The organism is Candidatus Kaistella beijingensis, assembly GCF_020084865.1.
Classification (GTDB): domain Bacteria; phylum Bacteroidota; class Bacteroidia; order Flavobacteriales; family Weeksellaceae; genus Kaistella; species Kaistella beijingensis.
Genome location: NZ_CP071953.1, coordinates 273,241 through 300,002 on the forward strand (window position 1 = coordinate 273,241; position 26,762 = coordinate 300,002).

Genomic DNA, 26,762 nt, shown 5'->3' on the forward strand with positions numbered 1-26,762 from the left:
ACTCAAACATACAATATGAACATAGAAAATGTTAGACAATTCATCAAAGAGAAAGCGGAACAGTTCGGTGCCAAGACAGACAACGAATTTAATAAGCCTTATGTTGAGCGTAACAACACGGGACAAGAGGCTTTAAAAGACAACGGAGCTTACTTTGGTTTTATTCATCCAGAAGAAGAAGCTTCGGGACCATTCCACGACTTTTCACTAACTATATTTCCAAACGACCAAGACCAACCTTGGTTAGTTTGTTTGGGTATTGGTTCCAGTGGTTTTAAAAATGACTATGAACTAGCCACCTATCCAGGCCTAAGACGACTATTTTCTAAACTTATTAATGAAAAGGGATTTTGTAAATCGGACTTTTCTGACATAGAAACAAGTTTGCCAAAGTCCATCACTGGCAGCCTAGATTTACAACACATAAAAAACACAATAAAGACTTACACAAAAGTTTTACCAGCTTGCCAAATTATTGATGACCCGGAAAGTGAAGAAGGCAAGAAAACAATTGCTGCATTTGTAGCAGGTTATGCAAAACTTAGGGACTGGCCTTCAAACAAAGACCACCGCAAAGCTATTTCAGAAGCTTTGGAACCTTTCTTGAAGACAGAGACAATTGATGAAGCAGAAGAAATTAAAAATCTTTTGAACGAAAGAAAATATATCGTACTTCAAGGGCCTCCAGGTACTGGAAAAACAAGAACAGCAAAAGAAGTTGCAGAAAAAATTAAAGCCAAAACATTTTTTACCCAGTTTCACGCAGAGACAAGTTTTTCAGATTTTATTTTTGGTATTCGCCCAGACTTAAACAATAAAGAACTTAGCTACAAAGAAAACTTGGGGAGTTTTACCGAGGCTTTGAAGTATGCGAAAGACCACGAGAATGAAAAAGTCCTTTTGATAATTGACGAAATAAACAGAGCAAATCTTTCGAATGTTTTAGGCCCTATTTTCTATTTGTTTGAACACAAGATGGATAAATCGAATGTTGAAATTGAAATTTCTCCTGGTTTCAAGATTAACAAACTCCCAGATAATTTTTGTGTAATCGCAACTATGAATACAGCTGACAGAAGCTTGGCGGTAGTGGACTTTGCATTGCGTAGACGATTTGCTTGGTATACATTAAAACCAAAGGCAATTAAATCGAACCAATTTTTCAAAGAGGATTTTGCAAGAATTCAAGAGATATTTGATTGGTATGCCTCAAGCAATGAATTATCGCTGCAACCTGGACAAGGCTATTTTATTGCAGACAGCGAAGAAGAAATGACAAATCGTATCAAGTACGAAATATTCCCATTGATAAAAGAATATTTACAAGAAGGGTTGATTAGAAATGCCAAAGAAGAATTCAATAATTATTTCGCTATTCGAATAAACAAATCACTTTTTGAATGAGCAAGCCATTAGATGTTTTTTGCGAAGTGCCTTGCTTAACTGAACAATCAAGACAGTTAAGTGGAATTGCTTTGCAAAAAAAATGGTTTAAATCGGCTGACAAAAGAATTATAGGCCAGTACCTTCAAAAGTTTATAGACTACAACTCATCGCAATTCAAGTTCATAGGCGTTCAGCCATTAATTATTGGCTCTGACCAAAATACCTCATTGACATTCCGTTCTTCCAGCTTCATTGGCACTATTCCTCTAAGAGCATCTGACACAGGAAAGCAAATAGGTGATTTTGTTGTAATGCCAAGGTTTACTGGTCGTGACCGTTTTGAAGATTACATTGAAATTCTGAATTTACTTGGAACAGAAATTAGCCCGGAAGTTATTGACAGCTTTCCTCTTGCTTCTGGTAAAAACTTCCGACCACCGTTATATTTAGAAGCAGTTAAATTCATTGCTTCTCTTGAAGCATTACTATCAAGACCTTGGCGTAAGTTTGATAACATTGAAAAAATATCTAGCCAACCTTCTGGACAAATCAATTGGACCAAATACATCAACAACGAATACAAAATTGAAAATCGTTTAAAGTTTCCAACTCGGAAAAATATTTTAAGTGAGCTTCATAGCGAATATGCCGAAATAAGATATGTATTTGACATTTGTAAGAATGAATTACTTTCTTCTAATACGCCACAAAGAATAAAAAATACAATCCGTGTAAAGCTTAGTTTCATTGAAGAAAAATTATATCACCATAAACCTAAAGCGACAAATAATATTGTTGGCAAGTCATCCGACAGCCCAACAGTAAAAGCTTGTAAAGAACAAGCTAATAAAATCCTTAACTTTAATTTGGTTGACAGCACAGCATGGAGAGTAGACTTCTCAGATGTTTTTGAAAAATTCGTTCAACACATTTTTAAAGCAGTTGCTAGAGAGACCGGAGGAAAATTATTTGCGAATTTCAAGTTCCACTCACGAACTTCTAAGCATTATTCGTGGGAACTAAAACACATTGAACCAGACGCTATATATCAAAAGGAAAACCTCTTAGTATTCATAGATGCTAAATACAAATCAAACCTTTATAACAAGTTCGACAATAGCGAAACTCTGAAAGACGACCACAGACACGATTTACACCAAATTATGGCTTATACTTCTTTCAGTAAGACAGACTTTAAATATGGATTTCTTTGTTATCCATCAGACCAGTTAGAATTGAAATCTATAAAATATAAGAACGGAATTAACGAAGTAGCAAACACAGTTTTAGTGATGGGTATTCCATTAAAAAAAGACAGTATCAATGAAGCAAAACGACTACTAACAAATGAACTTAATGAGCTTGAAAGAAGAACAACGACCCGGTAACACGGGTTTGGCAAAAGTGGCGGTTCAGTGCTCCGCAGACACATTTGTGGTTAATCAAAGTTTGGTTCTCCGCATCAACATTTGCGGTGAAAATCGCCACCTTCGCCAAGCCCGAAACCGTTAGCTGTAATTTTTTACCAACCGCAAATGGATAAAATGCAATATATTTCAGATTCCGAAAAAGTGTTCTTAAGTCTTTTAAAAAAATCCACTAAAACTAAGGAGGAAATTGAGCAAATGAGAATGGCAGGAGAAATTTTTTCTAATGAGTTACGAGAAGAAACTAGATATTTACTGAACGAAATAAAAGAAAATGGACTTGAAATAGATTCTATATGGGATTTAGTAAATACACAGCAAAGCTATCCTGAAGCTATTGAACCTTTGCGAAAACACTTATCTGGAAACTACCATATAAGAAACAAAGAAGGCATCATTCGGGCTTTAGGTGTCAAAGAATCTGGAATGAAAGAAATAATTGCTCTTCTTAATGAATATGGCAAATTCGACGATGAAAATTATAATTTTTCAGTAGCACTTTCAATTCATAACATCATGAAGTTTTACACAGTCTCAGAGTTAAGAAAATTTAATGAAGACAATGACGAAATATTACATGAATTAATGACTGCAAAAAAAATTGCTTTATTGAAATTTCAAAAGTTAATTGAAGAATTAATACTAAAAAACTTCAGCTAACATTGTATTGGCAAAATGCGGGCTTGAATTTTGCATTGAATTTGTAAAATTTACTTTCGCTGCTGCTTTTCATATTGTTTTTTTATGTAATTTAGTCAATCTGAAAAAGCATCGGCTTCGTTTGTGAATTCTTGAACTTCCAGTTTTTCGAATTCCCCGCACTTCGCCAATACTTTTTCCGTTATGGGCAAGTTTAGACAAGCCAGTTATAACATGCAAAACAAAACTTATGAAAAAATTTTATTTAAATTTGATTGACAATTTATACGATCAATAAAAAACATAATAGTGGAGACCAGACACTACTTAAAAAAAAACGGGGCGAAACCGAAAAGCCATACGAGTAGGAAAATTAAAATTATAAGCTATGCCTAAGTATGTAATTGAACGTGAAATTCCTGGTGCAGGTAAGTTAACTGCAGAACAATTAAAAAGTATTTCACAAACTTCTTGCGGAGTATTAAGTAATATGGGACCTCAAATTCAATGGGTTCAGAGCTATGTAACAGGCGACAAAATTTATTGCGTTTACATAGCACCAAATGAAGAGACGGTTCGTGAACATGCACAGCAAGGAGGGTTCCCTGCAAATTCTGTTAGTGAGGTTGTGACAATTATTGACCCGACAACCGCAGAATAACGTTATTGCGACAATTTAGTCAACTATGTATTGGACGGAACAAGCAAAAAAACTGCCCAATAACTAAGCTTTCGTCTTGTCCGCAGGACAGAACATGAAAGCCCGTTGAACCCTTCGACAGGCTCAGGGTAAACTATAACTCCGGTGGCTTTTCAGCAGTATGATGGCCCCTTATGGAGTTGTCGTTTTTAGAATTTTGATACACAATGCAGTTTTTTTCGGAAGGACTAGTTTTTTTTGTGTTGAGTAGCCTTTGGAAGTGGTTTCTGCGGGGTTTATTGGCTGTAGGACACAGCTTCCCTTACCCGCGAAGGATATTCCGTAGAGAAAGGTTGGGTGAGATTACATTCGTACTTTGCCTTTCCATTTTCCCTATTTATTAGTGCCTCCACCGGGAACAAAGCAGTGCAGGTGCAGATGAAGGCTCAGTCCGCAACCGTAGATCAGGCCGATGAGCAGGTTGTCTTTCAGGAGTTCAGCACTTTGAAGCATTCGCCAGATTTCTTCACGGCTTAAAATAGTGGGAAGTTTTTTTACTTTTGGAATCGCGGGAAGATGAAGGTAGCTGTAAGGCAAGCCTTCGGTTTTCAGCAAAAACCGCAGTCAGTAAACGGTATGTTTAAAGTACGACTGAGAAGGGGTTTTTGATCGCTTTTGAAGTTCAAAAAGGTAATCTTTGATCTCTTCCGGGTTTAATTCGGTAGGGACTTTACCGAAATGAAGCGCTAAGGCTGCAACGTGACGGGAATAATTGTCGAAGGTACGCTTGCTTCTGCCCAGGATGGAAATATTTCTTTCGAAGCGTTGCAGAAGTTCGGCAAAACCGTTAACTTCGCTTGAGGCACGATTCAGGAATTTGTTCGTCCTTTCGACTTCGCTCAAGGCAGGTCTTAAATCCTCCGGAGATTTTTTTTCTAGCCATTTCATAAGTTTTTAAAAGGTTAATAAAAACAAAGTTACTAAAACGGCGAATGAGAAAAGCTACCGGAGGTTTAGTTCAACATGGGTTTTGCAAGATGCAGGGTTGAAAGAAATCTCAGAAATATTCTAGATAATACCCGCAAAAAACTTTTCCATTTTTTTTGTAAATTTGAAAAAATGAAAATGGTTTTTGCTAGAGATTGGTTCTCCTCTCCACTTTCGGTTGCAGTAGACCGCACCTCGCAAAGCCCTTTCCCGTTATACAATATTCTATAACAGACACATAAGAAAAATGAAAAAAATATGTTGACAAAAAAACTCTTTCAAATTATTCTATTCGTATCAATATTTCCTTTGATTATATTTGGACAGAATAGTACGACAAAATCAACAAGTTTAAACCAATCTGGTGCATTAGAACTAGCGAAACAAGTGAATCTAGAAGCCATTAAACTCGAAAAAAATGTATCAATTGCAGTTTTAGACGCATCAGGTACAGTTATTCTTTTACTTAAAGGCGACAATGTTGGACCTCACAACACCGAAGCTTCAAGACGAAAAGCATTTACTGCACTTTCAACAAAGACAGCAACTTTAGAATTAATCAAAAAAGCAGACGCTAATCCAGACTCTAAAAATTTAAATACAATTCCTGAATTACTTTTATTGCGTGGGGGTGTACCTATTTGGAAAAACGGAGAGTTAGTTGGGAGCCTTGGCGTATCGGGTGGCGGTGGCGGAGAAAACGACCATCTCATTGCCCTAACTGCAATACAAAATCTTAACTTTACAATAAACAAATAACTTAAAAAACGGAAAATGAAAAAAGCAACATTATTACTTCTAGCTTTTATGACTGTGGTACAATTTAGTTTCGCACAAGAGACAAGGTATCAATTATCAAGTCATATTCTTGACATTACAGCAGGCAAGCCAGCGACAGGTGTGAAAATCACATTATCAAAAAAAGATAAAAATGACAACTGGATAAAAATTGATGAAAAAAAGACTGATGAGAACGGAAGAATAAAAGACTTTCTTAAACAAGACGGAACAAATAACGTTGGGATTTATAAATTAACTTTCCATACAAGTCCATACTTTAATACCATTGGACAAAAATCATTCTATCCATTCATCGAAGTAGTTTTTGAACTTGTTGACAACGAACATTACCACGTACCTATAACTTTATCGCCTTTTGGTTACTCGACATACAGGGGGAACTGAATAAAGAACATCGTATAACAGCCGTTTTGCAAAAACGGGGGTTTCGTGCTTCTATGACAGTAAAGTGCTAAATTCAAGTTTTGTACTTCTAATGAAGTTTAGTGCTTAAAAACCCCGCCTTCGCAAAGCGGCAAACCGTTATCTGCAACCAGATTTGACCAATATTACGTAAATAAATTTGGTTTAAATACCAAAACTTGGTATATTTGATTTTGAATATTAAATCAAATTGTTATGGCAAAAAATACTTCGATTTTATTGGGCGATTATTTCGACAATTTTATCAATTCACAAATTAAAAATGGAAAATATTCTTCAGCAAGTGAAGTTGTAAGAGCCGCTTTAAGAATGTTTGAACACGAGGAAACTAAAAAATCTGAATTAATTAAAGAACTTAAAAAAGGTGAAAAATCGGGATTTGCGGCTAGTTTTAATAGAGAAACTTTCAAACAAAACTTACATCAAAAATATTCTGCAGAATAATGAATTACAAAATCAGTAAACAAGCAGAAATTGATTTAGAAAATGTTTGGCTTTATACTTTTGAAGAATGGTCGATTGAACAAGCTGACTATTATTTTGAATTGATTATGGATGAAATCGAATATATTTCTAAAAATCCAAAATCGGGAAAAGATTATAACGAAATTAGGAAAGGATATTTTCGTTCTCGAGTAAAATCTCATTTTATATTTTACAGAATTAACTTTAAGGAAGAATGTATAGAAATTATCAGAATACTTCATCAACAAATGGATGTCGAATCTCACATAAATGATTAAATAACCGCAATTCTGGCTGCAGAGAACATAGTATTGGCGAAGTGCGGGGTGAAGTTTTAGTTGGAAATTTTGTAATATTTTGCCGCCGCTGCTTTTCTATTCCACAAAAAAGAGTAATTTAGTGTAAGAAAAAAGCATCGGCTACGTTTGGTCGAAATTGAACTTTTCGTTCCATTTAGCCCGCACTTCGCCAATACTTTTTCCGTTAGCTGCCATTTTATAAAATGTATCGTCCTAAAATAGGTTGACCAAAAATTAAGCACTTTTACTGAACAATGGACTTAACAAATGGACAGCCCTGCCGAAAAAGAAACGGTAAAAAAAACATCTTTTGAATTTAAAATTTTCGTTATTTCCCAGATTAACAATGGTTTAATTTCCACTAACTTTGCCTCCAGAAAATACAACATTTCAAGAAACACAATCGATTATTGGCGAAAAAACTATCCAATTACACCTCAAAATCCAAAGCAATGAGCCTGCAAGACGAAAACAAAAAACTCAAAGAAAAACTTCAAGAACTCCAGTGGATCAAAGACTTTCAACAAGACGTAATCATTGAATTTGAACGAGTTACAGGTAAGGAACTCTCAAAGGAATTATTACCCAAACATTTATCAAACGAGATACAAAAAAAGAAGAAAAAATTAAAATAAGGCTTTTGTATCAAGTGTTTGGGATTTCCAAGCAAACCTATTACAAGCGTCAAAAAACGTTTGAAGAGAAGCAAAAACTCAATCAAGAAGTAATTGAAATTGTAGAAAACGCCCGTAAAAAACAACGAAAAATGGGCACGCGAAAACTCATGGATAAAATCAAGACAGAACTCTTGGAAAATAAGATTAAAATAGGGCGTGATGCTTTATTCACGCTACTTCGAAACCATGGAATGCTCATCAAAAAGAACAAATGCTGTCACATCACAACAGATTCCAAACATTTTTACTACACTTCACCAAATCTCTTGAAAGAAACGGAACTTAAACACGCTGAACAGGCCGTAGTTTGCGACATTACCTACATCAAAACGGATGAAGGACATGCCTATCTTTCGCTGGTAACAGACCCTTATTCCAAGAAAATAATGGGTTACGCTCTGTAAGACAATATGAAGGTAGAAATGGTGAAAAAAGCCCTTAAAATGGCGCATAACAACAGACAATTTAATACTGAGAATATCATTCATCATTCCGACAGAGGATTGCAATATTGTTGCCCAGATTATACTGATTTTGCAAGGAAATTAGGCTACAAAATGAGCACCACACAAAAGTATGATCCTTACGAAAATGCAGTCGCTGAAAGGATTAATGGCATTTTGAAATATGAATTTGGTTTTATTAATGTTCTTCTTGATTTAAAAACTGCTCAAAAAATGATTAAAGAAGCTGTAGAAATCTACAACAACGAAAGATTACATTGGAGCCTCAACCTAAAAACACCGCAACAAGCTCATAATGAATTTGATACACAAATATACAAATCATATCGTAAAAAATCAGCATGATGTTGTTGGTGAAAAAAATGGAAGAAATTGTGGGAAAATCTGTTGGCAAAAACCTTGGATATTTTTCCATAATTTATTCCGAAACTAATATCGAAAATTCCTATTTTTAAATCGTGAAAAAAAACAAAATATTAACCCAAAAAAAGTCAACCTATTTCAGGACATGACATGAGACTCTATATACTTATATTTTTAACATTAACGCATTTATTATCCTTTGGACAAATAAAGCCAAATATTAAAACTGATTTCAACACAATTTTTATTTGTGTTGACAGTATTACTTACAAAAGTTTATTTCAAAACAAGTTTCTAAAAGACACATTATTATTCTGTAAAGAAAGTCATCAAGAGACAAATAACAATTCATATACAGGCAAATACTTTATTGGAGAATCTTCTACAATAGAATTTTTCCAACCCAAAAAATCTGACAAATTTGGAGACAATTTTGGCGATTGGGGAATTGAATTTAAAACTCGTAAAATCGGCATTCTAGACGACATAATTGGAAAATCAAAATTGCTTAAATATCCAATTGATACTTCTACAACCACATTTTTAGACAGTTTAACTATTATTCCTTGGTATAAAACTTTAAGTTTCAAAAATTCTAAAAATGAATTATCAATTTTAGAATATCAAAATGAATACTTAAAGTATTTAGGTTTCACCGGTGAGCAAATAGACAAGTCAATGACGTATAAAGAGTATAATAGTATTTTATCAAATGGAAAAAAATATCCAAGACAGTTTTCAATGGTAACCTATATTAAACTTTATGCAGACAAAAAACTTATTGATGATTTACAAAAGTTTGGTACAATAAATAATTGTAAAAGAACAAAAAATAAAATTGCTAATAGTGAAACAACAATCGAATTTGTCGAAGTACAAAAGTTGCCAAAATTTCAAATAAAGGAAATAACAATTTCACTTTTAACAGAACAGAATAATCGTATTTTAAAAATTAGCGATAATCTTTACATAAAAATAAAGGGTAAACAAGCTAAACTTATTTTTAAGGACAACTAATAAAAAAACTTCTGCCAAAATTGTATTGGCGAAAACGGGGTGAATATATTCTTTGAGAACTGATTTAGCAGTATCCGCAAAAAAATTTTTTCTTTAACTTTTTTTATTAAATTAGCAAAAGGAAAAAATTTTTGCTAAGGTTCGGTTTTCCTTTGAAAATGTGTGGAAAGTAGCCCGTTCCTAGCTAATACTTTTCCCGTTGGATGATATTTTGCAGACACCCTAAGAAACCAAATAGTTACAACAACATATGAAAAGAACTTGCTTTCTTCTGACAATTATTACTTTTTGTCTAACAAATTTGGCATTTGGACAAAGCGCTTTATCGCAAGGAGACCATTTTGCCGACATTAACGGAATAAAGATTCACTATTATGTTAGTGGCAAAGGTCCAATTTGTCTTGTACCTTCACCAGGTTGGGGACCATCAATTAATTATCTAAAAAACTCCCTAACACCATTTGAAAAATATTTTACAATTGTTTATTACGACACACGAAGTAGTGGCCAGTCGACTGGTCCAAACGATTCAACAAAATATTCAAGCCGAGATTTTATGAATGATATGGACAGTTTAAGAACTTACCTAAAACAACCCAAAGTTTGGGTGATGGGACATTCTATGGGCGGATTTCAAGTACTTAATTATGGCATACATCATAATAAAAACCTAAATGGAATAATTGCTTTAGCACCACTTGCTGGAAGGGACAGTATATATGAAAGAGAGTTTACAAAAATGGTAATGAAACGTAAAGGGCAACCGTATTTCGAAGCAGGATCAAATATCTTTTTTGGAAAGGACACTACAAAAAATAAAAACTCGGAAATGATGCCCTATATTTTTCCTTTTTATTTTCACGATGTAAATAAGATTTCAGAATTTGAGAAATTGGGTGATCCACAAATAAGTGACAAAGCCGGAGAATATACGGATGCCTCTTTTTTTGGCTCAGAATATTTATTTCCACTGCTCACCAAGATTAAAGTCCCTACGTTAATTGTAGTTGGTGATGACGATTTTATTTGCGACAAAGTATCCCAAGCAGACAGAATTGTAAAAAATATTCCTAATGCAACAGAAATCGTAATAAATGATGCCGGACATTTTAGTTGGGTAGAGCAACCAATACAATTTTTTGCAGACACAGAAAAATGGTTAAAAAAACTAAAGCTGAAAGTTCAAAAATAAAACAGTAGCCAACAAAGGTTTGCTAAAAGCAGGGATGAAGTTCGTTGTTTGATCTTTTGTGCAAGTTTCAACAAAGGTAATTGTATTGATTTTTTGTGCTAAAAATGTCCGCCTTCGGCAAGCCCGAAATCGTTAACCGTCACCTTAGCAAAACAATCAAAACAATAATTTAATAAAAAAAAATATGCAAGCAATAGGATTTAAAACAAGTTTACCAATTTCACAAGCAGACAGTTTTATACAATTTGAAAAAGAAACACCAGGGCCAAAAGGATATGAATTGTTGGTGAAAATACAAGCTGTATCAATAAACCCTGTGGACTATAAGATACGCCAGAATAGTCTGAAAGATAAAATCTCAGACAATCCCAAAATTATAGGTTGGGACGCTGTTGGAGTTGTTGAAGCGGTTGGAGAAAACGCCACTTTGTTTAAAAAGGGTGACAACGTTTTTTATGCAGGAGATATAACAAAGGACGGTAGTTATCAAGAATTTCAATTAGTTGATGAAAGAATTGTAGGGTTCTCTCCTAATAATATCCATATCGAGGCATCTGCTGCTATGCCGCTTACTTCATTGACAGCTTTTGAAATATTATTTGACAGAATGCAATTAAGTGCAGAAAAAGACAATGGGAAATCAATTTTAATTATCGGCGGTGCTGGCGGCGTTGGCTCGGTAGCTACGCAGATTGCTAAAAATATTTTAGGTTTAAAAGTAATTGCCACTGCATCAAGAGAAAACTCAATAGAATGGTGTAAAAAAATGGGTGCTGATTTTGTAGTAAATCATAAAAACTTACTACAAGAGATGAAAAGCATCGGCTATGAAACTGTTGATTTTATTGTGGACTTTGTGGACCTAAATCAATATTGGGAAACAATGGTGCAATTAATAAAACCACAAGGGAAAATTGGTTCGATTAGCGACCCGACTGAACCTGTTAATTTACGTCAATTAAAAAGTAAAAGTGTAAGTTTTCATTGGGAGTTAATGTTTACCCGTTCTATGTTTCAAACTGATGATATGGTACAGCAACATCACATCCTAAATCAAATTTCAAAGTGGTTAGATGATGGGATATTACAATCTACCTTAACGACCACATTGCAAGGTTTTTCGGTTGAAAACTTCAAAAATGCACATACTCAATTAGAGAGTGGCACCACAATTGGAAAATTAGTAATTAAGTATTAAAAGCATATAGGACTAATAAAGAAAGGCGAACGGCTAACATCGCATTGGCAATAGTGGGGCTGACAGTTGTAAATTCAACATTTGGTATTCTATCGGGCATTTGTGCAAATGTAGTGCTGACGTTTTTCAAATGCACCACCATCGCCAATATGTATACCGTTAGCGGTCATTTTAAAGCTACACTCTACAACTATCAGTTACAAAATATAGCTGACCTATCTTTTATTTATAATATTCTCTAAACCCCATTTTTCTATTTCCAAAAACACGGGAGCCATACTCTTACCGAGGTCTGTCAAAGAATATTCAACTCTGGGTGGAATCTCTTTGAAGTGTTTTCTGGATATTAAATTGTCTTGTTCTAATTCCTTCAACTGTTCGGTTAAAACCTTTCTTGAGATGGTAGGAATTCTTGCCACTATTTCACCAAACCTTCTTGTTTCTGACCTTAGACAGTACATTATAATAGGTTTCCATTTACCCCCAATAAGTAGAAGCGTTGCTGCTACGGGACAATTAATTTCACTTGTTTGCTTCGCGTTAGTTACCATATCGTTACTACTAATTTTAATGTTACCTTTGGGTAACTTATTACATTTATAAACTATTATTAGTTACTTTGTGTAACAAATGTAATTAATAAATTAAAAAAAACAAAAAAATGATTTTAGTAACAGGAGCAACAGGGCATTTTGGAAATGCAACCATTAATTTTCTTTTAGAAAAAGGAGTTGAAGCCAAACGAATTTCAGCATTAGTTAGAAATGAACAGTCCGTTGATGAATTTAAAAAGAAAGGTGTAAAAACATTAATTGGAGATTACAACAATTACAATTCGCTTGCAACTGCTTTTGTAGGAGTAGAAAAACTACTTTTAGTATCAGGCAGCGACCTTATGAATCGTACCGCTCAACACCTAAACGTAATTAATGCAGCTAAAGAAGCAGGTGTAAAACACATGATCTACACCAGTTTTCAGAGAAGAAATGAAAGCGAAAATTCTCCATTAGGGATAGTAGCTCAATCGCATATTCAAACTGAAAAATCGTTGAAGGAAAGCGGTATTGATTACACCATTTTGAAAAACAATCTTTATATGGACTTTTTACCTGGCTTTATTGGTGAAAAAGTTGCAGAAACAGGTGTAATTTTCGTGCCAGCTGAAAATGGCAAAGTAAGTGCTGTATTACGATCTGAAATGGCTGAAGCAACTGCAAATATTTTAGTGACTGATAGTCATATTGGTAAAGAATACGACTTTACAAATACAACGGCAGTTACTTACCATGATATTGCAAAGACCGTTTCAGAAGCCCTTGAAAAACCGATTAACTACATTTCGCCTTCGGTAGAAGAATATGGCAAAACATTAGCTAGCCAAGGTGTGCCCGCAGAGGTAATTGGCATATTTTCAAGCTTTGCAGTTGCACAGGCACAAGGTGAGTTGGATAAAGAAAGTACAGATCTAGAGAAATTACTGGGAAGAAGACCAACTACCGTACAAGAATTTTTAGGCAAATTATACACTGCTAATCTATAACAGAAATTATCAAACAATGCAACGAACCACTAACATCGGTTTGGTAAAAGCAGGGCTGACTGAAATGCATCAACAGTTGTACTTCTATCAGCTTTTCTGCTGTATTTGGTCTGACGGTTTTCAAAGCACTACCTTCGCAAATACTTTTAACGTTGTGCGTCATACTAAATGACACGTAAAAACAAAAATGCTGTCCACGGAGAACAGCATTTTTAATTTCAAAACCGCAATTTTAAGATTTTACTTCCGTTTTGTCTTGCCAATTAAAATGACCTACTCTTTTGGTAACTAACCATTGATTATTGACACGAATGTACTCATCATCAGAGATTGCGCCAACAGTGGTTTTTGTTCTTTTGTCATTTTCATTACCAATTAAAGTTATCAATAAATTGTAAAATGAAAAACAAAGAAAAAATTTTTCCAGAAGTTGCAACTTGCTCTGTTGATTACGCTTTTAGACGCATTGGAGGCAAGTATAAAGGCAAATTTTATGGTATTTAAACGACCATACTATTTTGCGTTATGGAGAATTAACCAGGACATTACCGACATCACGATCAAAATGCTGACACAAACTTTAAGAGAGTTGGAAACCGACAATTTGATTAACCGAAAAGTTTATGACGAAGTTCCCTCGAAAGTAGAATACACACTAACAGAAGTAGGACAGGAACTTATTCCTTTCATTAGTTATCTTAAAGATTGGGGCGACAAACAAATTGAAGAGGGACAGAAAATAACGAAATAAGTGCGGACGCACAACATCGGATTTGCGTAATGGCGGGTCAAGTGCTAAAATCCAACTTCGCACCTCTCACCTTTAATCACTTTTTGACAAATGTCAAAAGATTAATAAACCTGCGGTCGTAATTTTGAGTCATCATTAATCAACAAAAAATTAATTATGAACACAACCGAAAATCACAGAAAAGTAAATCATCAACCCGATGCAAGCCAAACGCGCCTGCAAAATGTTCCCACCAACACAATGCCTTTTCCGGATCAGATTGGGAATTACCAAAGAAATATCGGACTTCCGGATGGCAAATTTAAAGACAGCAAAGTTTATATTGTAGGTAGCGGAATCGCCGGACTTTCTTCGGCCTATTATTTCATTCGCGACGGGCAAATTCCTGCCGGAAATATTACTTTTTTAGAGCAGTTGAACATTGAAGGAGGTTCTTTGGACGGCTCGGGAAATGCTGAAACCGGATACATTATTCGCGGCGGCCGTGAAATGGATTTTACCTACGAAAATTTCTGGGATATGTTTCAGGATATTCCCGCTTTGGAACTTCCCAAGCCTTATTCCGTGCTCGATGAATACCGAATTGTAAACGACAACGACCGCAACCATTCCAAAGCAAGGCTTATTCACAACAAAGGCGAAGTAAAAGATTTCAGCAAATTCGGGCTCAGCAAAAAAGATCAGTTGGCGGTGATGAAACTTTTGCTCGCGAAAAAAGAAAATTTGGACGATTTAACGATTGAAGATTGGTTTTCCGAAACCTTTTTGGAAAGTAATTTCTGGTGGTTTTGGCGCACCATGTTTGCTTTTGAAAACTGGCAAAGTTTACTGGAACTGAAACTCTATTTTCACCGTTTCCTTCACGCGATTGATGGTTTGAACGACCTTTCGTCGCTGGTTTTCCCAAAATACAACCAGTATGACACATTCGTAGTGCCGTTACGGAAACATTTACAAGAACTCGGCGTAAAAATTCAATTTGAAACCGTGGTAAAAGACCTGGATATCGAAATCACGGGCGATAAAAAAATCGTCAGAAACATCATCACCGAACAGAACGGTTCTGAAGTGAACATTGCATTACGCGAAAATGATTTTGTGATCGTCACTACTGGATCGATGACGGAAGATACACGCTACGGCGACAATGTTACGGCGCCATTGGTAGATTTTACCAAAGAAAATTCCGGCAAATCAAAAGGATGGACTGTTTGGAATAATCTGGCAAAAAAATCTAAAGTGTTTGGCAAACCTGAAAAATTCAATTCGGATGTTTCCAAATCGGCGTGGATGTCGGCAACGCTCACCTGCAAACCGTCTGCTTTTGTAGAAAAACTGAAAGAGTATTCGGTGAACGACCCGTATTCCGGCAAAACCGTTACAGGCGGTATTATTTCGATTACCGACAGCAATTGGGTGATGAGTTTTACCTGCAACAGACAGCCCCATTTCCCGAATCAGCCGGATGATGTTTTGGTCATCTGGGTGTATGCTTTGCTGATGGACGAAAAGGGAAATTACGTTCAGAAAACAATGCCGGAATGCACCGGTAACGAGATTTTGGCAGAGTTGGCCTATCATTTAGGTATTGAAAATCAACTGGACAATATCATACAGAATACGATTGTGAAAACCTCTTATATGCCGTATATCACCTCGATGTTTTTACCGCGTGCCAAAGGTGACCGTCCACAGGTTGTACCCGATGGTTGCGTGAATCTCGGACTGGTCGGACAGTTTGTGGAAACCAATAACGACGTGGTTTTTACAATGGAAAGTTCGGTGAGAACAGCGAGAATTGCGGTTTATGAACTTCTGGACAGCAACAAACAGGTCCCTGACATCAATCCGTTGCAATACGACATCCGTCATTTGTTAAAAGCCGCCAATACTTTGAACGACGGCAAAGGTTTTCCGGGCAGCGGAATTCTGAACAAAGTTTTGAAGAATACCTATTTCGAGCATATTCTTCCTGAAATTTCTCACGACGAACACGATGGTTTTTTCGCGCAGCAGTGGGACAAACTGAAAGGTCTCTTTGAGCATAAGCAAGAAGGGGAGTAATTATTTAACCTGAAAAACCTGAGAGGTCTTGAATACCTGTAAGGTTTTCTAAAATTTAAAAAAAATGACAACAATAAAAAAAATCACCGTAGCCGGAAGCGGCGTTTTGGGTTCGCAGATTGCTTTTCAATCCGCACTGCACGGCTATGACGTGACCATTTACGACATCAACGGCGAAGCAATTGAAAAATCCAAAAAACTGATTGATACTTTTCTGCCCCGATACAAATCGGACCTTCAGATTTCATCTGAAAAACTGGAAGAAGCCTATCAGAAACTCCAGTTTTCCATCAGCCTTCAGGAAGCGGTTTCCGAAGCGGATCTTCTGATTGAAGCCATACCTGAAAGTATCGGTATTAAAAAGGAATTTTACAGAAATTTATCCAAAATCGCCCCCGAAAAAACAATTTTTGCCACCAATACTTCCACACTTTTGCCGAGTTTATTGATGGATGAAACCGGAAGGCCGGAAAAATTTCTCGCTTTGCATTTCGCCAACGAAATCTGGAAACACAACACGGCGGAAATTATGGGTACCGAAAAGACCAATCCCGAAGTATTTGAAACACTCGTGGAATTTGCAAAATCTATCGGAATGATTGCGCTGCCACTGAAAAAAGAACAGCCGGGCTATATTCTTAACACGCTTTTGGTGCCGCTGTTGAGTTCGGGAATTCTGCTGTATGCCAAAGGCGTTGCCGACATTGAAACTATCGACAAAACCTGGATGCTCGGAACCGGTTCGCCAATAGGACCGTTCGGTATTTTGGATGTAGTGGGTTTGGGAACGGTGTACCACATTTTTAAAACCGAGGCGGAGCGCACCGGAAATGAGGAAAAAATGAAGTTTGTCAACGTGCTGAAAAATCAGTTTATAGATGCCGGAAAACTCGGCGTTTCAAGCGGCGAAGGTTTTTATAAATATCCCAACCCAACTTTTCAGGGTAAAGATTTTTTGAAATAGAAAGTTTTCATTTGTAAAGGAAGGGCGTCCGGAAATTTCCGGGCGTTTTTTTGATTAATGTCAAAGCCAACTTTCAAAGAAAGCCCGAACTTTGCGATAACTAACAACTGGACAATGAAAAAGACCTTTTTACTGCTGCTGATCTTCCTTTCGGGGTTTTTGTACTCGCAGGCATATTCGCCGGATATTTTGGGAAACGGTTTTGAGCAGAAAACATTGAATTTTCCAACTGATTACGAAGGAAAAGTTACCGCAACAGTCATCCGCAAAAAAGCGGAAAGTCCCACCCATAAAGCTGTGTTGTATATTCACGGGTTTAACGATTATTTCTTTCAGGCGGAAATGGCTGAAAAATTCAATGAAAAAGGGTTTGACTTTTATGCTTTGGATTTACGAAAATATGGGCGTTCATATTTGCCCCATCAAACTTGTAATAATGTCAGAAACCTGGACGAATACAATGCCGAAATCGATGAGGCTTTAAAAATCATTGCTTTTGAAAATCATCACAAAATTCTGCTGGCAGGGCATTCAACCGGCGGCTTGATTACGACTCGGTATATGAAATATCACAGTGAAAATCCGAACATTGCCGGACTTTGGGTTAACAGTCCGTTTTATGATTTCAATATGGGGTTTCTGGCGCAAAAAATTGGGGTTCCCATCATCAGTGGTTTGGGAAAACATTATCCTGACACGAAAGTTGGCGGTGGATTTTCCACTTTCTACGGCGAAAGTCTGCATAAAGATTTTAAAGGTGAATGGAATTATGATTTAAAACTGAAACCCAATGCCAACGGGAAAGTAAATTTTGGATTTATCCGTGCCATTCATCGCGGACAGAAAGACATCCGCAACGCAGAACTCAAGGTTCCGGTATTGGTGATGCATTCTGAAAAATCGGGCTATCCAAAAGTCTGGAATGAGGAAGTGACTTCTACCGATATCATCCTGAACGTTAAGGATATTCATAAAAATGCTGAAAATTTTAGGGGGAATCTCACGATAATTCCCGTTAAAGGCGGCATTCACGATTTGGTGCTTTCCAAAAAACCGGTGCGAGAAAAAGTATATGACGAACTTTTCAGTTGGCTACAGAAGATTAATTTTTAATAGTTTATTTTTAATGTTTAGTTAGTGAATAATGCCTCAATTCTGGGGCATTATTTTTATTTTTGTACAAATTGAATCCTGATGACTTTTCCCGAAATCCTTGCCACATATATTACGATCGATGATGATATCCGCAGTTTTCTGAACACGCAAACCGAAAATATTTCTGTGAAAAAGGGAACCATCATCAGCGATCAAAACACGCTAAACCGCAAGGTGTATTTTGTAGAAAAAGGGCTTCTGCGCTCGTTTTATTTTGAAAAAGGAAAAGATATCACCACCAATTTTTACCCCGAAAACAGCATCCTCGCCAATATAGACACCATTTTTGAGAAAATTCCGGCGCGGCATTCCATTGAAACTTTGGAAGACAGTGAGATTGTCTTTTTCCGTTACTCGAAAATGGAAGAACTCTGCGAAACTTCGCTCACCATAGCCAATTTCAGCCGCCGTGTTTTGGGGCTTCTGATGTCGAATATGGAAAGGCGCATCAATTCCTTGCAGTATATGACGGCAAAGGAAAAATATATTCAGCTTTTAGAAGAAAATTCTGATATACTTTTGCGTGCGCCGCTTGGGATGATAGCTTCTTATCTTGGCATTTCTCAGGAAACACTTAGCAGGATAAGAAGTGAGGTTTAGAAAATTTATCAAATTACAGACAGAGATGCTATTTGAGTGGCGGTGCGAAAAAAAATTCAATAGTTTGTAAAAATTTTATTCTTGCGTCTGAAGAACGCTAAGTGACTAAAAAAATGTATATTTACAACACAGACCATGAATTAATGGCGTCTTTACGGCTGTTGGCTGCGATGCGTGCTTTGTAGTTAAGTGCTTTTCCGAACAGATTTGCAACCTTTATAGCCTTGAAACGGTTAATTTTATTAGATAAATATTTCAAACTCAACACGGAGCAATAAATTTAAGACTGGAATATATGAGTAGGGGATTTGTGAAAGAGGGTGATCAGGAGGAAATTCCGCTGATTCTGCCGCGTGCCGATTTACCGCCCGGTACGGTAAACTTCGTTACCGAGTTCGGATACGCTCAGTTGCTCGCCGAACGTGATAAAATGATTCACGAGCGCGACTATACCTTGATTTCGGACGAGAATGAAAATCGCATTGCCGTCAATTTAATCAATGCGAAACTGCAACTGTTACTCGATCGAATTTCGTCTGCGAAAATTGTTAACCTTGCCAAACAACCAAAAAATATAGTGAAGTTCGGTGCTGAAGTGTACTTTAAAGTTGACTCAGATCCCAAAATCCAGCATTATCAGATCGTGGGCGTCGATGAGGCAAATGTTGCAGAAGGAAAAATAGCGTTTACCTCTCCGATTGCGAAAATCTTTATGGACAGAAAGGTAGGCGATCGCGTGACATTGAAATTGGGAAAATCGGAAAAGCAGTTTGAAATTGTGTCGATAAAATACTGATGGATTTATAAAATTTAATTAAAAACGTCTAAAACCCACGAGCAAAAAAAAGAGACCTTTCTGGAAGTCTCTTCAATCTATGTATGGAAACACTAATTATTGGTCACCGATAATTTCACTTCGATATTATTTCTCGTGGCATTAGAATAAGGGCAAATCTGATGCGCTTTTTCTGTAAGTTCCTGCGCTTGTTCCAGGGAAACACCCGGGATATTTACATCGAGTTCCACGGCAAGCCCGAATCCGCCGTTTTCAATTTGGCCTATGCTTACTTTGGCTGTTACGGTGGTCTCACCGGTTTCGGTTTTTGTAAGCATAATGACTCTGTTCAGGGCGCTGTCAAAACATGCGGAATAACCTGCCGCAAAAAGCATTTCTGGGTTGGCGAAATCATCATTCGCGCCGCCCAGTGCTTTGGGCATTCGTACTGCTAAATCTATAACACCATTGTCGCTTTTTACCTGGCCGTTTCTGCCACCCTTTGCGGTGACACTGGTAGTGTACATTGGTTTCATAAGTTACTTTTTTAAATTATTGATTAAATGGGTTAAGGTCTCTTTAAAATTTTCGAGATCTTCAATTTTAATATTGATTTGCGAAAGAAGTTTTTGCGGAATGCAGCACGCCTGTTGTCTCAAATCTTTACCCTGTTCGGTGAGGAACAGCAGCACCATTCTTTCATCGCTCTTATTTCTGATTCTGTTGATTAAGCCTTTGCTTTCCAGTCTTTTAAGCACAGGAGTCAAAGTGCCGCTATCCAGAAAAAGTTTTTCGCCGATAGCAGATACTGTCAGGCCTTCCTGTTCCCAAAGGACCATCATCACAAGGTATTGTGGGTAGGTTAAATCCAGTTCCTGCAGAATAGGCCTGTACAGTCCCGTAATTTCCTTGGAAAGAACGTAGAGCGGAAAGCAGATTTGTTGATCAAGTTTTAAAGATTCCGAATTTTCCATCATTTGCAGGAAAGAACTTTATTTAAAAATAACAAATTCCTCCATTGGAATTCTTACTTTTTTCATACTGGAAAGCCAGTCTCTTTCTTCGTCGCGGTAGCCAAGATAAAGCAAACTTACACTTTTTAAGCCCATTTCGCGCAGACCTAAAATTTCATCCACCACTTCATTGCTGAAACCTTCGGCAGGCGTGCTGTCGATTTTCAATTCAGCAGCTTGTGCCATTGCCAATGCAAGAGCAATATAGGTTTGGCGAGCTGTATGTGCAAAATGCTGATCTGGAGTTTGCGCTCCGTAAATTTGTTTCAACTGATCGGTATAGCTCCCGAATCTGCCTCTTGGCAATTCTCTCACATCTGTATGATAGTCATAAACTTTGTCAATTTTTTCCTCGGAATAGCTGTCCCAGGCTGCGAAAACTAAGACATGAGAACAATCCCTCATTACTTCCGGATTTAGAGCACCGGCGACCATTTTTTCCTTTAGTTCCTGGTTCTCCACAGATATAATTCTGAAGGGTTGAAGTCCGGATGAAGTTGGAGCCAGCCTGGCCGCTTCTAAAATGCGGTCTAAATCTTCCTTTGCAACTTTTTTGGTTGGGTCATACGCCTTTACTGCGTGTCTCCATTGTAGATTTTCTAATAATGACATTGATAATGTATTTTAAATTAGTGAAATATTATTTTAAACTTTCGCAGTCTAAAAATTCTTTTGCAAATGTACCACCAATTTAAATTGCGCACAATACAATTGTGAAAAACTTAAATTAGATAAAATCTATCAGGTAATGACATTGCTGAATAGTTCTTAACAATTTATATATATATTTGTGAGGTCACAAAATAAATGACCGTCAATCAAAACCAGTTTCGCAATTGGTTCTGGTTTGGGATACTGGTCAGCTCACTCGCTATTTCGTTTGAAATTTTGAGTAGGATTAGAAGTGAGGTTTATAATTATAATTAATGATATCAGAAATAAAATTCAGAAAGGCAACGCAGGAAGACGCCGATAAAATCTGGAAAATTCTCCAGCAGGCCATCGAAAGACGCAGGCTGGACGGCTCCCTACAGTGGCAAAACGGATATCCAAATACGGAAACCGTAAATTCAGATATCGAAAAGCAAATCGGCTATGTTCTTGTGGAAAATGATAATGTTGTCGCCTACAGTGCCGTGATTTTGAACGATGAACCAGCTTATGAAAATATTGAGGGTAAATGGCTTTCGGACGGTGATTTCAATGTGGTGCACCGCGTAGCAGTCTCAGATGAGGTTGCCGGAAAAGGTTACGCCACGGAGATATTCCGAAGGATTGAACATCTCTCTCGCCAAAACGGAATTTTCAGTGTAAAAGTGGACACGAATTTTGATAACGCAGCCATGCTTCACCTACTCAAAAAACTAGGCTATACTTATTGCGGCAAGGTTTACCTGGCAGGCGGTGAAAGAAAAGCTTTCGAGAAACTTCTTTAATCATAAAATCTAAAAATTAAATGCTTGAGAATCTCACATTTTACCTGATTCTGGTGATCATCACCGTTTTGCTGGTGATGCTTGCCAAAAAAATAAAAGTTGCATATCCGGTTTTGCTGGTCCTGGCAGGCCTGGGCATCAGTTTTATTCCCGGCACGCCTAAAATTCATATAGAACCTGAACTGATATTTTTTATATTCCTGCCGCCACTTTTATATGAAGCTGCCTGGGCGACTTCGTGGAAAGAATTGTGGCGCTGGCGCAGGATTGTGTTCAGTTTTGCTTTCGTGGTGGTATTTATTACCTCTTTGGTTGTAGCTTTTGTCGCCAATCAGTTTATTCCTGGATTTTCGCTGGCGCTGGGTTTTCTTTTGGGTGGAATAGTTTCGCCGCCGGATGCCGTAAGTGCTGGAGCGATTTTGAAATTTGTAAAAATTCCGAAACGGTATTCTTCGATTCTTGAAGGTGAAAGTTTGCTGAACGATGCTTCATCATTGATTATTTTCCGCTTTGCAATGATTGCCGTTGCGACAGGACAATTCATCTGGCATGAAGCTGCCCTTAGTTTCCTGTGGATGTGTATCGGTGGTGCAGGAATCGGTATCCTTATAGGGATTTTCTTTATGAAGATGCACCGCCTGTTGCCAACGGACGCCAATATCGATATCGTCCTCACACTCGTGGCGCCGTTCCTCATGTATCTTGTGGCGGAAGAGTTGCACGCTTCCGGTGTTTTGGCTGTAGTTAGTGGTGGTTTGTTGCTTTCCAACAGAAGTCATTCGTTTCTGGCTACCTCATCGCGTTTAGGGACGCTAAATGTCTGGAGCAGTTTGGTTTTTGTGCTGAATGGTATTGTTTTTATGATGATTGGGCTCGACCTTCCACAGATTGTTTCAGGGCTTGAAACAGACTTGTCCACAGCATTCGGTTATGGCGTTTTGATTACAGTTATTCTGATGATAACAAGAATCGTTGCGGCTTATGGCGCCGTATTCACTACCATGATTATGCGTAATTTCATCACTGTTGCCGACCGAGAAAATCCAGGCTGGAAAGGACCTGCTTTAATCGGTTGGACAGGAATGCGCGGCGTAGTTTCACTGGCTGCAGCACTTTCAATTCCGCTGACTTTACAGGATGGAACACCCTTTCCGCACAGGAACTTGATTTTATTTATCACTTTCGTGGTCATCCTGCTCACTTTGGTGGTTCAGGGTTTGACGCTGCCTTTTCTCATCAAAAAATTTAAAATTCAGGATCCTGATTTTACCCGCTCTGAAAAGGAAATCGATTATGAAATCCGGAACGAACTTGCAAAAATAGGAGTGAAGAGAATCCGGGATACCCATTTTGAAAAACTTGAAAAATTCCCGGCGTTACAGGATCAGTTGCAAGCCTGGGAAAACCGTGTGAACAGTTCGGAAGTTATTCTGAATTTTCCGGAATACCGTGAAATTTACCTGGATATCATCAACCAGCAGCGCGAATGGCTGATCTCCAAAAACCGTGAGGAAATTCTGCTGGATGAAGAAATTATACGCAAACATTTAAAAATGCTCGATTTACAGGAGGAAAAACTGGGAATGCATTTTTAAAACAATGCACTTTGTTGACGAGGAGAGTTATTCTTTTGTGCTAAAGGGTATTACACATGAATTTTCTTAAAGGTGGTTTTGTTCAATCGATTATTAGGAATGTCACTAAAAATATCCGCAATACTCATCCATTTATAATCTTTGATTTCATGTAAGTTTGGCTTTGGTTTTTCATCAGAATATCCTTTAAAAATGTGATCAAACCCGTGTTCAATTAAATTGTTTTCCACTTTTTCTTTATAAATGAAAGAATAAACGCATTTCAAATTACAATCTATTCCCATTTCCAGTTGCAGTCTTTTCTTTGCACTCTCCAAAACCTTTTCCTTCATTGTGGATGCGAACATCAGGTATTTGTCCATAATCTTGCTCCGTCATGTTCTTAAACAACCAACTTTGCCATTTCTCCGATAGGTTGATCTTATTTATTGACAAGAAAAACCTTGTTTGCTTCAATCATATTTTTTTACGGTTTTGCATATCTTAATCGGTTAATCAATTGTGTGGTGTGATAGCCATCTAGCGAAGATCCCACTACAGTTCCGGCCTTTTCTATATCAAGCACACCATCTTCTTGCAACACATCATCTGGAAAATACACATCTAAGATTTCGCCTATAATTAACAGCGTGTCATTGCTTTTTATCGGTAATAGCTCTTTTAGTTCCAAACCAATTTGTATAGACGACTCTTCAACGAAAGGTGCAATAAAATTATTCTTATAAATTGAAGTAAGACCAGTTTCGTCAAATTCACATTGGTGGCGAGCGTAGCGTGCGGATGTTTGATGTGCTTTCTTAAAAATATTTTGATTAACGTGATTAATACTGTAATAATTCGTTTCCAGAATATTTTCTAGCGTATGTCTTTCTACCGAATTAGGGCGAGATATAAATCCCATTAATGGCGGATTTGCACCAATATGACAAACCGAGTTAAAAATTGTCAAATTGGTTTGCCCTGCATTGCTTTTTGTTCCAATCAAATTAAGGCTTTTAAATCCACTTAATGAATTGACAAAAGCAGTTCTTATTAATTTTTCCATTTGAGCTATTTGCCCATTAGTATAATGCATCATAATTATAATCTATTTTCATTTTACTGCTTCAGCATAAATTTTTAAAGCTCTATCTCTGGCAAAACTATGTTCTACTATCGGTTTTGGATATTTTTCAGTTCCAAATTCGGGTAACCATTTTTTGATGTATTCAAAATTTTTGTCGAATTTTTCAGTTTGCAATGCTGGATTAAAAACCCTGAAATAAGGTGCAGCATCGCAACCACTACCTGCTGCCCATTGCCAGTTTCCGTTGTTGGCAGACAAATCGTAATCATTCAACTTTTCAGCGAAATACGCTTCGCCCCAACGCCAATCTATCAGCAAATGTTTGCACAAAAAACTGGCAACAATCATTCGAACCCGATTGTGCATATAACCCGTTTCGTTCAGTTGTCTCATTCCGGCATCTACAATCGGATAACCTGTTTTTCCATTACACCACAACTTAAATTCCTGCTCGTCATTTCGCCATTGTATAAAATCGTATTTCGTCTTAAAAGAATGACTGACCACCTTTGGAAAATGATACAAAATCTGCATAAAAAACTCCCGCCAAATCAATTCGCCTAACCAAGTTTGATTGTGTTGCAAAGCAAAATCCACACATTTACGAATACTGATGGTTCCAAATCTTAACGCAACCCCCAATTGAGTTGTTTTTTGAAGTGCCGGAAAATCTCTGTATTTATCATATTCATCAATGATTTTTGCTTCTAATTTTGGCGTGTCAAAATGAAAGTCTGTTTTCTTAAATCCAATATCTTTTAAAGAATGAATTTCGGTAAAATCTTGCTTCAAAAAGTGATTAAAATCTGCGTTATGAATGTGATAATCTTTTTCGGTTAAAATTTCTTTCCATTTTTTAGCATAAGGCGTATAAACCGTATAAGGCGTTCCGTCATTTTTTACAATGTCGTTTTTATCAAAAATCACCTGGTCTTTAAATGCTTTAAAAGGAATGAGTTGGCTTTGGAAAAAATTATAAATTTCGGTATCTCTTTCGATGGCTTGTGGTTCATAATCCCGATTGCAAAACACCGCTTGAATGTCATATTCTTGCGAAAGTTGTTGAAAAATTTCTAAAGGTTTTCCATAAAAAGAACTCAGTTTTGAATGATAATTTTTTAATGCTAAATTGATAGCTGAAAGTGCCTGATGAATATAATCTACTCGTCTATCGCTTTTATTTTCTAACGCATCTAAAATAGCTGTATCAAAAATAAAAATTGGCAATACCGGAAATCCCGAAGCCATAGCCTGACACAATCCTGCATTATCTTCCAATCGCAGATCCCTACGAAACCAGAATATGGAAATTTTAGTTTTCATTCAAATATGGATTATCGTTTTTATCGTGTTTTACCCAAATCAATTTGGATGTATCGTAGCCAATTTGTTCAGCTGTTTTCAAGTATTTTGCTTTTTTATCTTCGGGAATGGTTTTTGTGCGGGATAAAATCCATAGATAATTCAAATCCTTTACGGCAATCAAAGCATATTGATAGTTTTCGTCTAAAGCCACTACATTGTAGCCTGAATAAAAAGGTCCGAAAAAGCTCACTTTCAATGCAGCTACATTTTTATGTCCTCTAAATTTTGCCAATCCATCGGCTTTACGCCATTTCTTTTTCACGAAATTGTAACCACTGTTCAAGACCATTACATTCCTTTTTTATCTAATTTATACTGTGCCGAAGTATTGTCTAAATCCTTTTCAAAACGAAAATCAAATCGTGCAATTTCGTACCAAGTACCTACATAGCGATTGACATCAAAATTCTCGACTGGTTTTGCATGTAAATCGTCAGCAAAAAGTGTACTGATTTAGTTC

Annotated in this window: 32 protein-coding genes and 1 pseudogene; 23 read left to right on the forward strand and 10 right to left on the reverse strand. The window is 36.9% G+C overall.

Annotated features, from left to right (window positions below; genetic code table 11):
• Nucleotides 1–15 precede the first annotated feature (15 nt).
• The 4 genes from J4771_RS01220 to J4771_RS01235 all read left to right on the forward strand — a co-directional run bounded on the left by J4771_RS01220 (nucleotide 16) and on the right by J4771_RS01235 (nucleotide 4,113).
• Nucleotides 16–1,404 (forward strand): McrB family protein, encoded by a 1,389-nt coding sequence (locus J4771_RS01220; protein WP_224135664.1) that lies wholly within the window; start codon nucleotides 16–18, stop codon nucleotides 1,402–1,404.
• Nucleotides 1,401–2,774: an McrC family protein gene (locus J4771_RS01225; protein WP_224135665.1), complete on the forward strand. Its 1,374-nt coding sequence runs from the start codon at nucleotides 1,401–1,403 to the stop codon at nucleotides 2,772–2,774. Before J4771_RS01220 ends, J4771_RS01225 begins: the two co-directional genes overlap by 4 nt.
• Nucleotides 2,775–2,930: 156 nt before the next feature.
• Entirely contained in the window at nucleotides 2,931–3,473 is a 543-nt protein-coding gene (locus J4771_RS01230; RefSeq protein ID WP_224135666.1) for a hypothetical protein, read from the forward strand.
• Nucleotides 3,474–3,840: 367 nt separating this feature from the next.
• Entirely contained in the window at nucleotides 3,841–4,113 is a 273-nt protein-coding gene (locus J4771_RS01235; RefSeq protein WP_224135667.1) for a DUF4242 domain-containing protein, read from the forward strand.
• Between the two features lie 372 nt (nucleotides 4,114–4,485).
• On the opposite strand, the gene J4771_RS01240 is transcribed toward J4771_RS01235, so the two are convergent.
• Nucleotides 4,486–4,707: a site-specific integrase gene (locus J4771_RS01240; protein ID WP_224135668.1), complete on the reverse strand. Its 222-nt coding sequence runs from the start codon at nucleotides 4,705–4,707 to the stop codon at nucleotides 4,486–4,488.
• Between the two features lie 9 nt (nucleotides 4,708–4,716).
• Nucleotides 4,717–5,040: a phage integrase N-terminal SAM-like domain-containing protein gene (locus J4771_RS01245; RefSeq protein WP_224135669.1), complete on the reverse strand. Its 324-nt coding sequence runs from the start codon at nucleotides 5,038–5,040 to the stop codon at nucleotides 4,717–4,719.
• A 297-nt stretch (nucleotides 5,041–5,337) separates the two neighbouring features.
• Between J4771_RS01245 and J4771_RS01250 the strand changes: the two genes are divergently transcribed.
• The 10 genes from J4771_RS01250 to J4771_RS01295 all read left to right on the forward strand — a co-directional run bounded on the left by J4771_RS01250 (nucleotide 5,338) and on the right by J4771_RS01295 (nucleotide 11,978).
• Complete coding sequence (locus tag J4771_RS01250; RefSeq protein WP_224135670.1) at nucleotides 5,338–5,838, forward strand: GlcG/HbpS family heme-binding protein; 501 nt, start codon at nucleotides 5,338–5,340, stop codon at nucleotides 5,836–5,838.
• A gap of 15 nt (nucleotides 5,839–5,853) precedes the next feature.
• Nucleotides 5,854–6,264 (forward strand): hydroxyisourate hydrolase, encoded by a 411-nt coding sequence (gene uraH, locus J4771_RS01255; RefSeq protein ID WP_224135671.1) that lies wholly within the window; start codon nucleotides 5,854–5,856, stop codon nucleotides 6,262–6,264.
• 234 nt (nucleotides 6,265–6,498) lie between these two features.
• Entirely contained in the window at nucleotides 6,499–6,747 is a 249-nt protein-coding gene (locus J4771_RS01260; RefSeq protein ID WP_077564582.1) for a type II toxin-antitoxin system ParD family antitoxin, read from the forward strand.
• A complete protein-coding gene (locus tag J4771_RS01265; RefSeq protein ID WP_224135672.1) occupies nucleotides 6,747–7,046 on the forward strand; it encodes a type II toxin-antitoxin system RelE/ParE family toxin in 300 nt (99 codons plus the stop codon). The genes J4771_RS01260 and J4771_RS01265 overlap by 1 nt, the downstream gene beginning before the upstream one ends.
• A gap of 473 nt (nucleotides 7,047–7,519) precedes the next feature.
• Entirely contained in the window at nucleotides 7,520–7,702 is a 183-nt protein-coding gene (locus J4771_RS01270; protein WP_224135673.1) for a hypothetical protein, read from the forward strand.
• A gap of 131 nt (nucleotides 7,703–7,833) precedes the next feature.
• On the forward strand, nucleotides 7,834–8,148 hold the full coding sequence (locus tag J4771_RS01275) for a hypothetical protein (protein ID WP_224135674.1): 315 nt from the start codon (nucleotides 7,834–7,836) through the stop codon (nucleotides 8,146–8,148).
• Nucleotides 8,149–8,154: 6 nt separating this feature from the next.
• Nucleotides 8,155–8,553: an integrase core domain-containing protein gene (locus tag J4771_RS01280; RefSeq protein WP_224135675.1), complete on the forward strand. Its 399-nt coding sequence runs from the start codon at nucleotides 8,155–8,157 to the stop codon at nucleotides 8,551–8,553.
• Nucleotides 8,554–8,721: 168 nt separating this feature from the next.
• Nucleotides 8,722–9,588 carry a DUF5829 family protein gene (locus J4771_RS01285; RefSeq protein WP_224135676.1) on the forward strand — a complete coding sequence of 289 codons (867 nt, stop codon included), beginning with the start codon at nucleotides 8,722–8,724 and terminating at the stop codon, nucleotides 9,586–9,588.
• Between the two features lie 250 nt (nucleotides 9,589–9,838).
• A complete protein-coding gene (locus tag J4771_RS01290; protein WP_224135678.1) occupies nucleotides 9,839–10,780 on the forward strand; it encodes an alpha/beta fold hydrolase in 942 nt (313 codons plus the stop codon).
• A gap of 184 nt (nucleotides 10,781–10,964) precedes the next feature.
• A complete protein-coding gene (locus J4771_RS01295) occupies nucleotides 10,965–11,978 on the forward strand; it encodes a zinc-binding alcohol dehydrogenase family protein (RefSeq protein WP_224135680.1) in 1,014 nt (337 codons plus the stop codon).
• A gap of 215 nt (nucleotides 11,979–12,193) precedes the next feature.
• Here the strand turns inward: J4771_RS01295 and J4771_RS01300 are convergent, their stop codons facing one another.
• Nucleotides 12,194–12,529, reverse strand: coding sequence for a winged helix-turn-helix transcriptional regulator (locus J4771_RS01300; protein ID WP_224135683.1), 336 nt, complete (start codon nucleotides 12,527–12,529; stop codon nucleotides 12,194–12,196).
• Between the two features lie 110 nt (nucleotides 12,530–12,639).
• Here J4771_RS01300 and J4771_RS01305 point away from each other — a divergent pair, with 110 nt between their 5' ends.
• The 7 genes from J4771_RS01305 to J4771_RS01335 all read left to right on the forward strand — a co-directional run bounded on the left by J4771_RS01305 (nucleotide 12,640) and on the right by J4771_RS01335 (nucleotide 19,848).
• The gene (locus tag J4771_RS01305; protein WP_224135685.1) at nucleotides 12,640–13,518 is read left to right on the forward strand and encodes an SDR family oxidoreductase; all 879 of its coding nucleotides are present in this window, start codon (nucleotides 12,640–12,642) and stop codon (nucleotides 13,516–13,518) included.
• A 493-nt stretch (nucleotides 13,519–14,011) separates the two neighbouring features.
• Entirely contained in the window at nucleotides 14,012–14,269 is a 258-nt protein-coding gene (locus J4771_RS01310) for a winged helix-turn-helix transcriptional regulator (protein WP_317196360.1), read from the forward strand.
• A 156-nt stretch (nucleotides 14,270–14,425) separates the two neighbouring features.
• The gene (locus J4771_RS01315; RefSeq protein WP_224135688.1) at nucleotides 14,426–16,333 is read left to right on the forward strand and encodes an oleate hydratase; all 1,908 of its coding nucleotides are present in this window, start codon (nucleotides 14,426–14,428) and stop codon (nucleotides 16,331–16,333) included.
• A 64-nt stretch (nucleotides 16,334–16,397) separates the two neighbouring features.
• Nucleotides 16,398–17,297 carry a 3-hydroxyacyl-CoA dehydrogenase gene (locus J4771_RS01320; RefSeq protein WP_224135690.1) on the forward strand — a complete coding sequence of 300 codons (900 nt, stop codon included), beginning with the start codon at nucleotides 16,398–16,400 and terminating at the stop codon, nucleotides 17,295–17,297.
• A gap of 114 nt (nucleotides 17,298–17,411) precedes the next feature.
• Nucleotides 17,412–18,410, forward strand: a complete 999-nt coding sequence (locus tag J4771_RS01325; protein ID WP_224135692.1) for an alpha/beta hydrolase — start codon at nucleotides 17,412–17,414, stop codon at nucleotides 18,408–18,410.
• 81 nt (nucleotides 18,411–18,491) lie between these two features.
• Entirely contained in the window at nucleotides 18,492–19,052 is a 561-nt protein-coding gene (locus J4771_RS01330; RefSeq protein ID WP_224135693.1) for a Crp/Fnr family transcriptional regulator, read from the forward strand.
• Between the two features lie 295 nt (nucleotides 19,053–19,347).
• A complete protein-coding gene (locus J4771_RS01335) occupies nucleotides 19,348–19,848 on the forward strand; it encodes a GreA/GreB family elongation factor (protein ID WP_224135694.1) in 501 nt (166 codons plus the stop codon).
• Between the two features lie 92 nt (nucleotides 19,849–19,940).
• Here the strand turns inward: J4771_RS01335 and J4771_RS01340 are convergent, their stop codons facing one another.
• From J4771_RS01340 to J4771_RS01350, 3 genes are read right to left on the reverse strand one after another with little or no spacing between them, the layout of a single operon-like run.
• Entirely contained in the window at nucleotides 19,941–20,363 is a 423-nt protein-coding gene (locus tag J4771_RS01340; RefSeq protein WP_224135696.1) for an organic hydroperoxide resistance protein, read from the reverse strand.
• A gap of 3 nt (nucleotides 20,364–20,366) precedes the next feature.
• Entirely contained in the window at nucleotides 20,367–20,804 is a 438-nt protein-coding gene (locus J4771_RS01345) for a MarR family winged helix-turn-helix transcriptional regulator (RefSeq protein ID WP_317196361.1), read from the reverse strand.
• Nucleotides 20,805–20,819: 15 nt separating this feature from the next.
• The gene (locus J4771_RS01350) at nucleotides 20,820–21,452 is read right to left on the reverse strand and encodes a nitroreductase family protein (RefSeq protein ID WP_224135697.1); all 633 of its coding nucleotides are present in this window, start codon (nucleotides 21,450–21,452) and stop codon (nucleotides 20,820–20,822) included.
• Nucleotides 21,453–21,766: 314 nt separating this feature from the next.
• Here J4771_RS01350 and J4771_RS01355 point away from each other — a divergent pair, with 314 nt between their 5' ends.
• Nucleotides 21,767–22,276, forward strand: coding sequence for a GNAT family N-acetyltransferase (locus J4771_RS01355; RefSeq protein ID WP_224135698.1), 510 nt, complete (start codon nucleotides 21,767–21,769; stop codon nucleotides 22,274–22,276).
• Nucleotides 22,277–22,296: 20 nt separating this feature from the next.
• Nucleotides 22,297–23,871, forward strand: coding sequence for a Na+/H+ antiporter (locus tag J4771_RS01360; RefSeq protein WP_224135699.1), 1,575 nt, complete (start codon nucleotides 22,297–22,299; stop codon nucleotides 23,869–23,871).
• Between the two features lie 50 nt (nucleotides 23,872–23,921).
• Here the strand turns inward: J4771_RS01360 and J4771_RS01365 are convergent, their stop codons facing one another.
• The 4 genes and pseudogenes from J4771_RS01365 to J4771_RS01380 all read right to left on the reverse strand — a co-directional run.
• Complete coding sequence (locus J4771_RS01365) at nucleotides 23,922–24,233, reverse strand: NUDIX domain-containing protein (RefSeq protein WP_224135700.1); 312 nt, start codon at nucleotides 24,231–24,233, stop codon at nucleotides 23,922–23,924.
• A gap of 104 nt (nucleotides 24,234–24,337) precedes the next feature.
• Complete coding sequence (locus J4771_RS01370; protein WP_224135701.1) at nucleotides 24,338–24,916, reverse strand: flavin reductase family protein; 579 nt, start codon at nucleotides 24,914–24,916, stop codon at nucleotides 24,338–24,340.
• Between the two features lie 48 nt (nucleotides 24,917–24,964).
• A complete protein-coding gene (locus J4771_RS01375) occupies nucleotides 24,965–26,260 on the reverse strand; it encodes a cryptochrome/photolyase family protein (protein ID WP_224135702.1) in 1,296 nt (431 codons plus the stop codon).
• A pseudogene (locus J4771_RS01380) lies at nucleotides 26,250–26,725 on the reverse strand (lipocalin family protein); the annotation flags it as partial. The gene J4771_RS01375 and the pseudogene J4771_RS01380, both read right to left, overlap by 11 nt.
• Between the last annotated feature and the right edge of the window lie 37 nt (nucleotides 26,726–26,762).

Coding starts and splice junctions, on each gene's coding strand:
- J4771_RS01220 (WP_224135664.1), top strand. CDS start 16: ATGAACATAGAAAATGTTAGACAATTCATCAAAGAGAAAGCGGAACAG.
- J4771_RS01225 (WP_224135665.1), top strand. CDS start 1,401: ATGAGCAAGCCATTAGATGTTTTTTGCGAAGTGCCTTGCTTAACTGAA.
- J4771_RS01230 (WP_224135666.1), top strand. CDS start 2,931: ATGCAATATATTTCAGATTCCGAAAAAGTGTTCTTAAGTCTTTTAAAA.
- J4771_RS01235 (WP_224135667.1), top strand. CDS start 3,841: ATGCCTAAGTATGTAATTGAACGTGAAATTCCTGGTGCAGGTAAGTTA.
- J4771_RS01245 (WP_224135669.1), bottom strand. CDS start 5,040: ATGAAATGGCTAGAAAAAAAATCTCCGGAGGATTTAAGACCTGCCTTG.
- J4771_RS01250 (WP_224135670.1), top strand. CDS start 5,338: ATGTTGACAAAAAAACTCTTTCAAATTATTCTATTCGTATCAATATTT.
- uraH (WP_224135671.1), top strand. CDS start 5,854: ATGAAAAAAGCAACATTATTACTTCTAGCTTTTATGACTGTGGTACAA.
- J4771_RS01260 (WP_077564582.1), top strand. CDS start 6,499: ATGGCAAAAAATACTTCGATTTTATTGGGCGATTATTTCGACAATTTT.
- J4771_RS01265 (WP_224135672.1), top strand. CDS start 6,747: ATGAATTACAAAATCAGTAAACAAGCAGAAATTGATTTAGAAAATGTT.
- J4771_RS01270 (WP_224135673.1), top strand. CDS start 7,520: ATGAGCCTGCAAGACGAAAACAAAAAACTCAAAGAAAAACTTCAAGAA.
- J4771_RS01275 (WP_224135674.1), top strand. CDS start 7,834: ATGGGCACGCGAAAACTCATGGATAAAATCAAGACAGAACTCTTGGAA.
- J4771_RS01280 (WP_224135675.1), top strand. CDS start 8,155: ATGAAGGTAGAAATGGTGAAAAAAGCCCTTAAAATGGCGCATAACAAC.
- J4771_RS01285 (WP_224135676.1), top strand. CDS start 8,722: ATGAGACTCTATATACTTATATTTTTAACATTAACGCATTTATTATCC.
- J4771_RS01290 (WP_224135678.1), top strand. CDS start 9,839: ATGAAAAGAACTTGCTTTCTTCTGACAATTATTACTTTTTGTCTAACA.
- J4771_RS01295 (WP_224135680.1), top strand. CDS start 10,965: ATGCAAGCAATAGGATTTAAAACAAGTTTACCAATTTCACAAGCAGAC.
- J4771_RS01300 (WP_224135683.1), bottom strand. CDS start 12,529: ATGGTAACTAACGCGAAGCAAACAAGTGAAATTAATTGTCCCGTAGCA.
- J4771_RS01305 (WP_224135685.1), top strand. CDS start 12,640: ATGATTTTAGTAACAGGAGCAACAGGGCATTTTGGAAATGCAACCATT.
- J4771_RS01310 (WP_317196360.1), top strand. CDS start 14,012: ATGGTATTTAAACGACCATACTATTTTGCGTTATGGAGAATTAACCAG.
- J4771_RS01315 (WP_224135688.1), top strand. CDS start 14,426: ATGAACACAACCGAAAATCACAGAAAAGTAAATCATCAACCCGATGCA.
- J4771_RS01320 (WP_224135690.1), top strand. CDS start 16,398: ATGACAACAATAAAAAAAATCACCGTAGCCGGAAGCGGCGTTTTGGGT.
- J4771_RS01325 (WP_224135692.1), top strand. CDS start 17,412: ATGAAAAAGACCTTTTTACTGCTGCTGATCTTCCTTTCGGGGTTTTTG.
- J4771_RS01330 (WP_224135693.1), top strand. CDS start 18,492: ATGACTTTTCCCGAAATCCTTGCCACATATATTACGATCGATGATGAT.
- J4771_RS01335 (WP_224135694.1), top strand. CDS start 19,348: ATGAGTAGGGGATTTGTGAAAGAGGGTGATCAGGAGGAAATTCCGCTG.
- J4771_RS01340 (WP_224135696.1), bottom strand. CDS start 20,363: ATGAAACCAATGTACACTACCAGTGTCACCGCAAAGGGTGGCAGAAAC.
- J4771_RS01345 (WP_317196361.1), bottom strand. CDS start 20,804: ATGATGGAAAATTCGGAATCTTTAAAACTTGATCAACAAATCTGCTTT.
- J4771_RS01350 (WP_224135697.1), bottom strand. CDS start 21,452: ATGTCATTATTAGAAAATCTACAATGGAGACACGCAGTAAAGGCGTAT.
- J4771_RS01355 (WP_224135698.1), top strand. CDS start 21,767: ATGATATCAGAAATAAAATTCAGAAAGGCAACGCAGGAAGACGCCGAT.
- J4771_RS01360 (WP_224135699.1), top strand. CDS start 22,297: ATGCTTGAGAATCTCACATTTTACCTGATTCTGGTGATCATCACCGTT.
- J4771_RS01365 (WP_224135700.1), bottom strand. CDS start 24,233: ATGGACAAATACCTGATGTTCGCATCCACAATGAAGGAAAAGGTTTTG.
- J4771_RS01370 (WP_224135701.1), bottom strand. CDS start 24,916: ATGGAAAAATTAATAAGAACTGCTTTTGTCAATTCATTAAGTGGATTT.
- J4771_RS01375 (WP_224135702.1), bottom strand. CDS start 26,260: ATGAAAACTAAAATTTCCATATTCTGGTTTCGTAGGGATCTGCGATTG.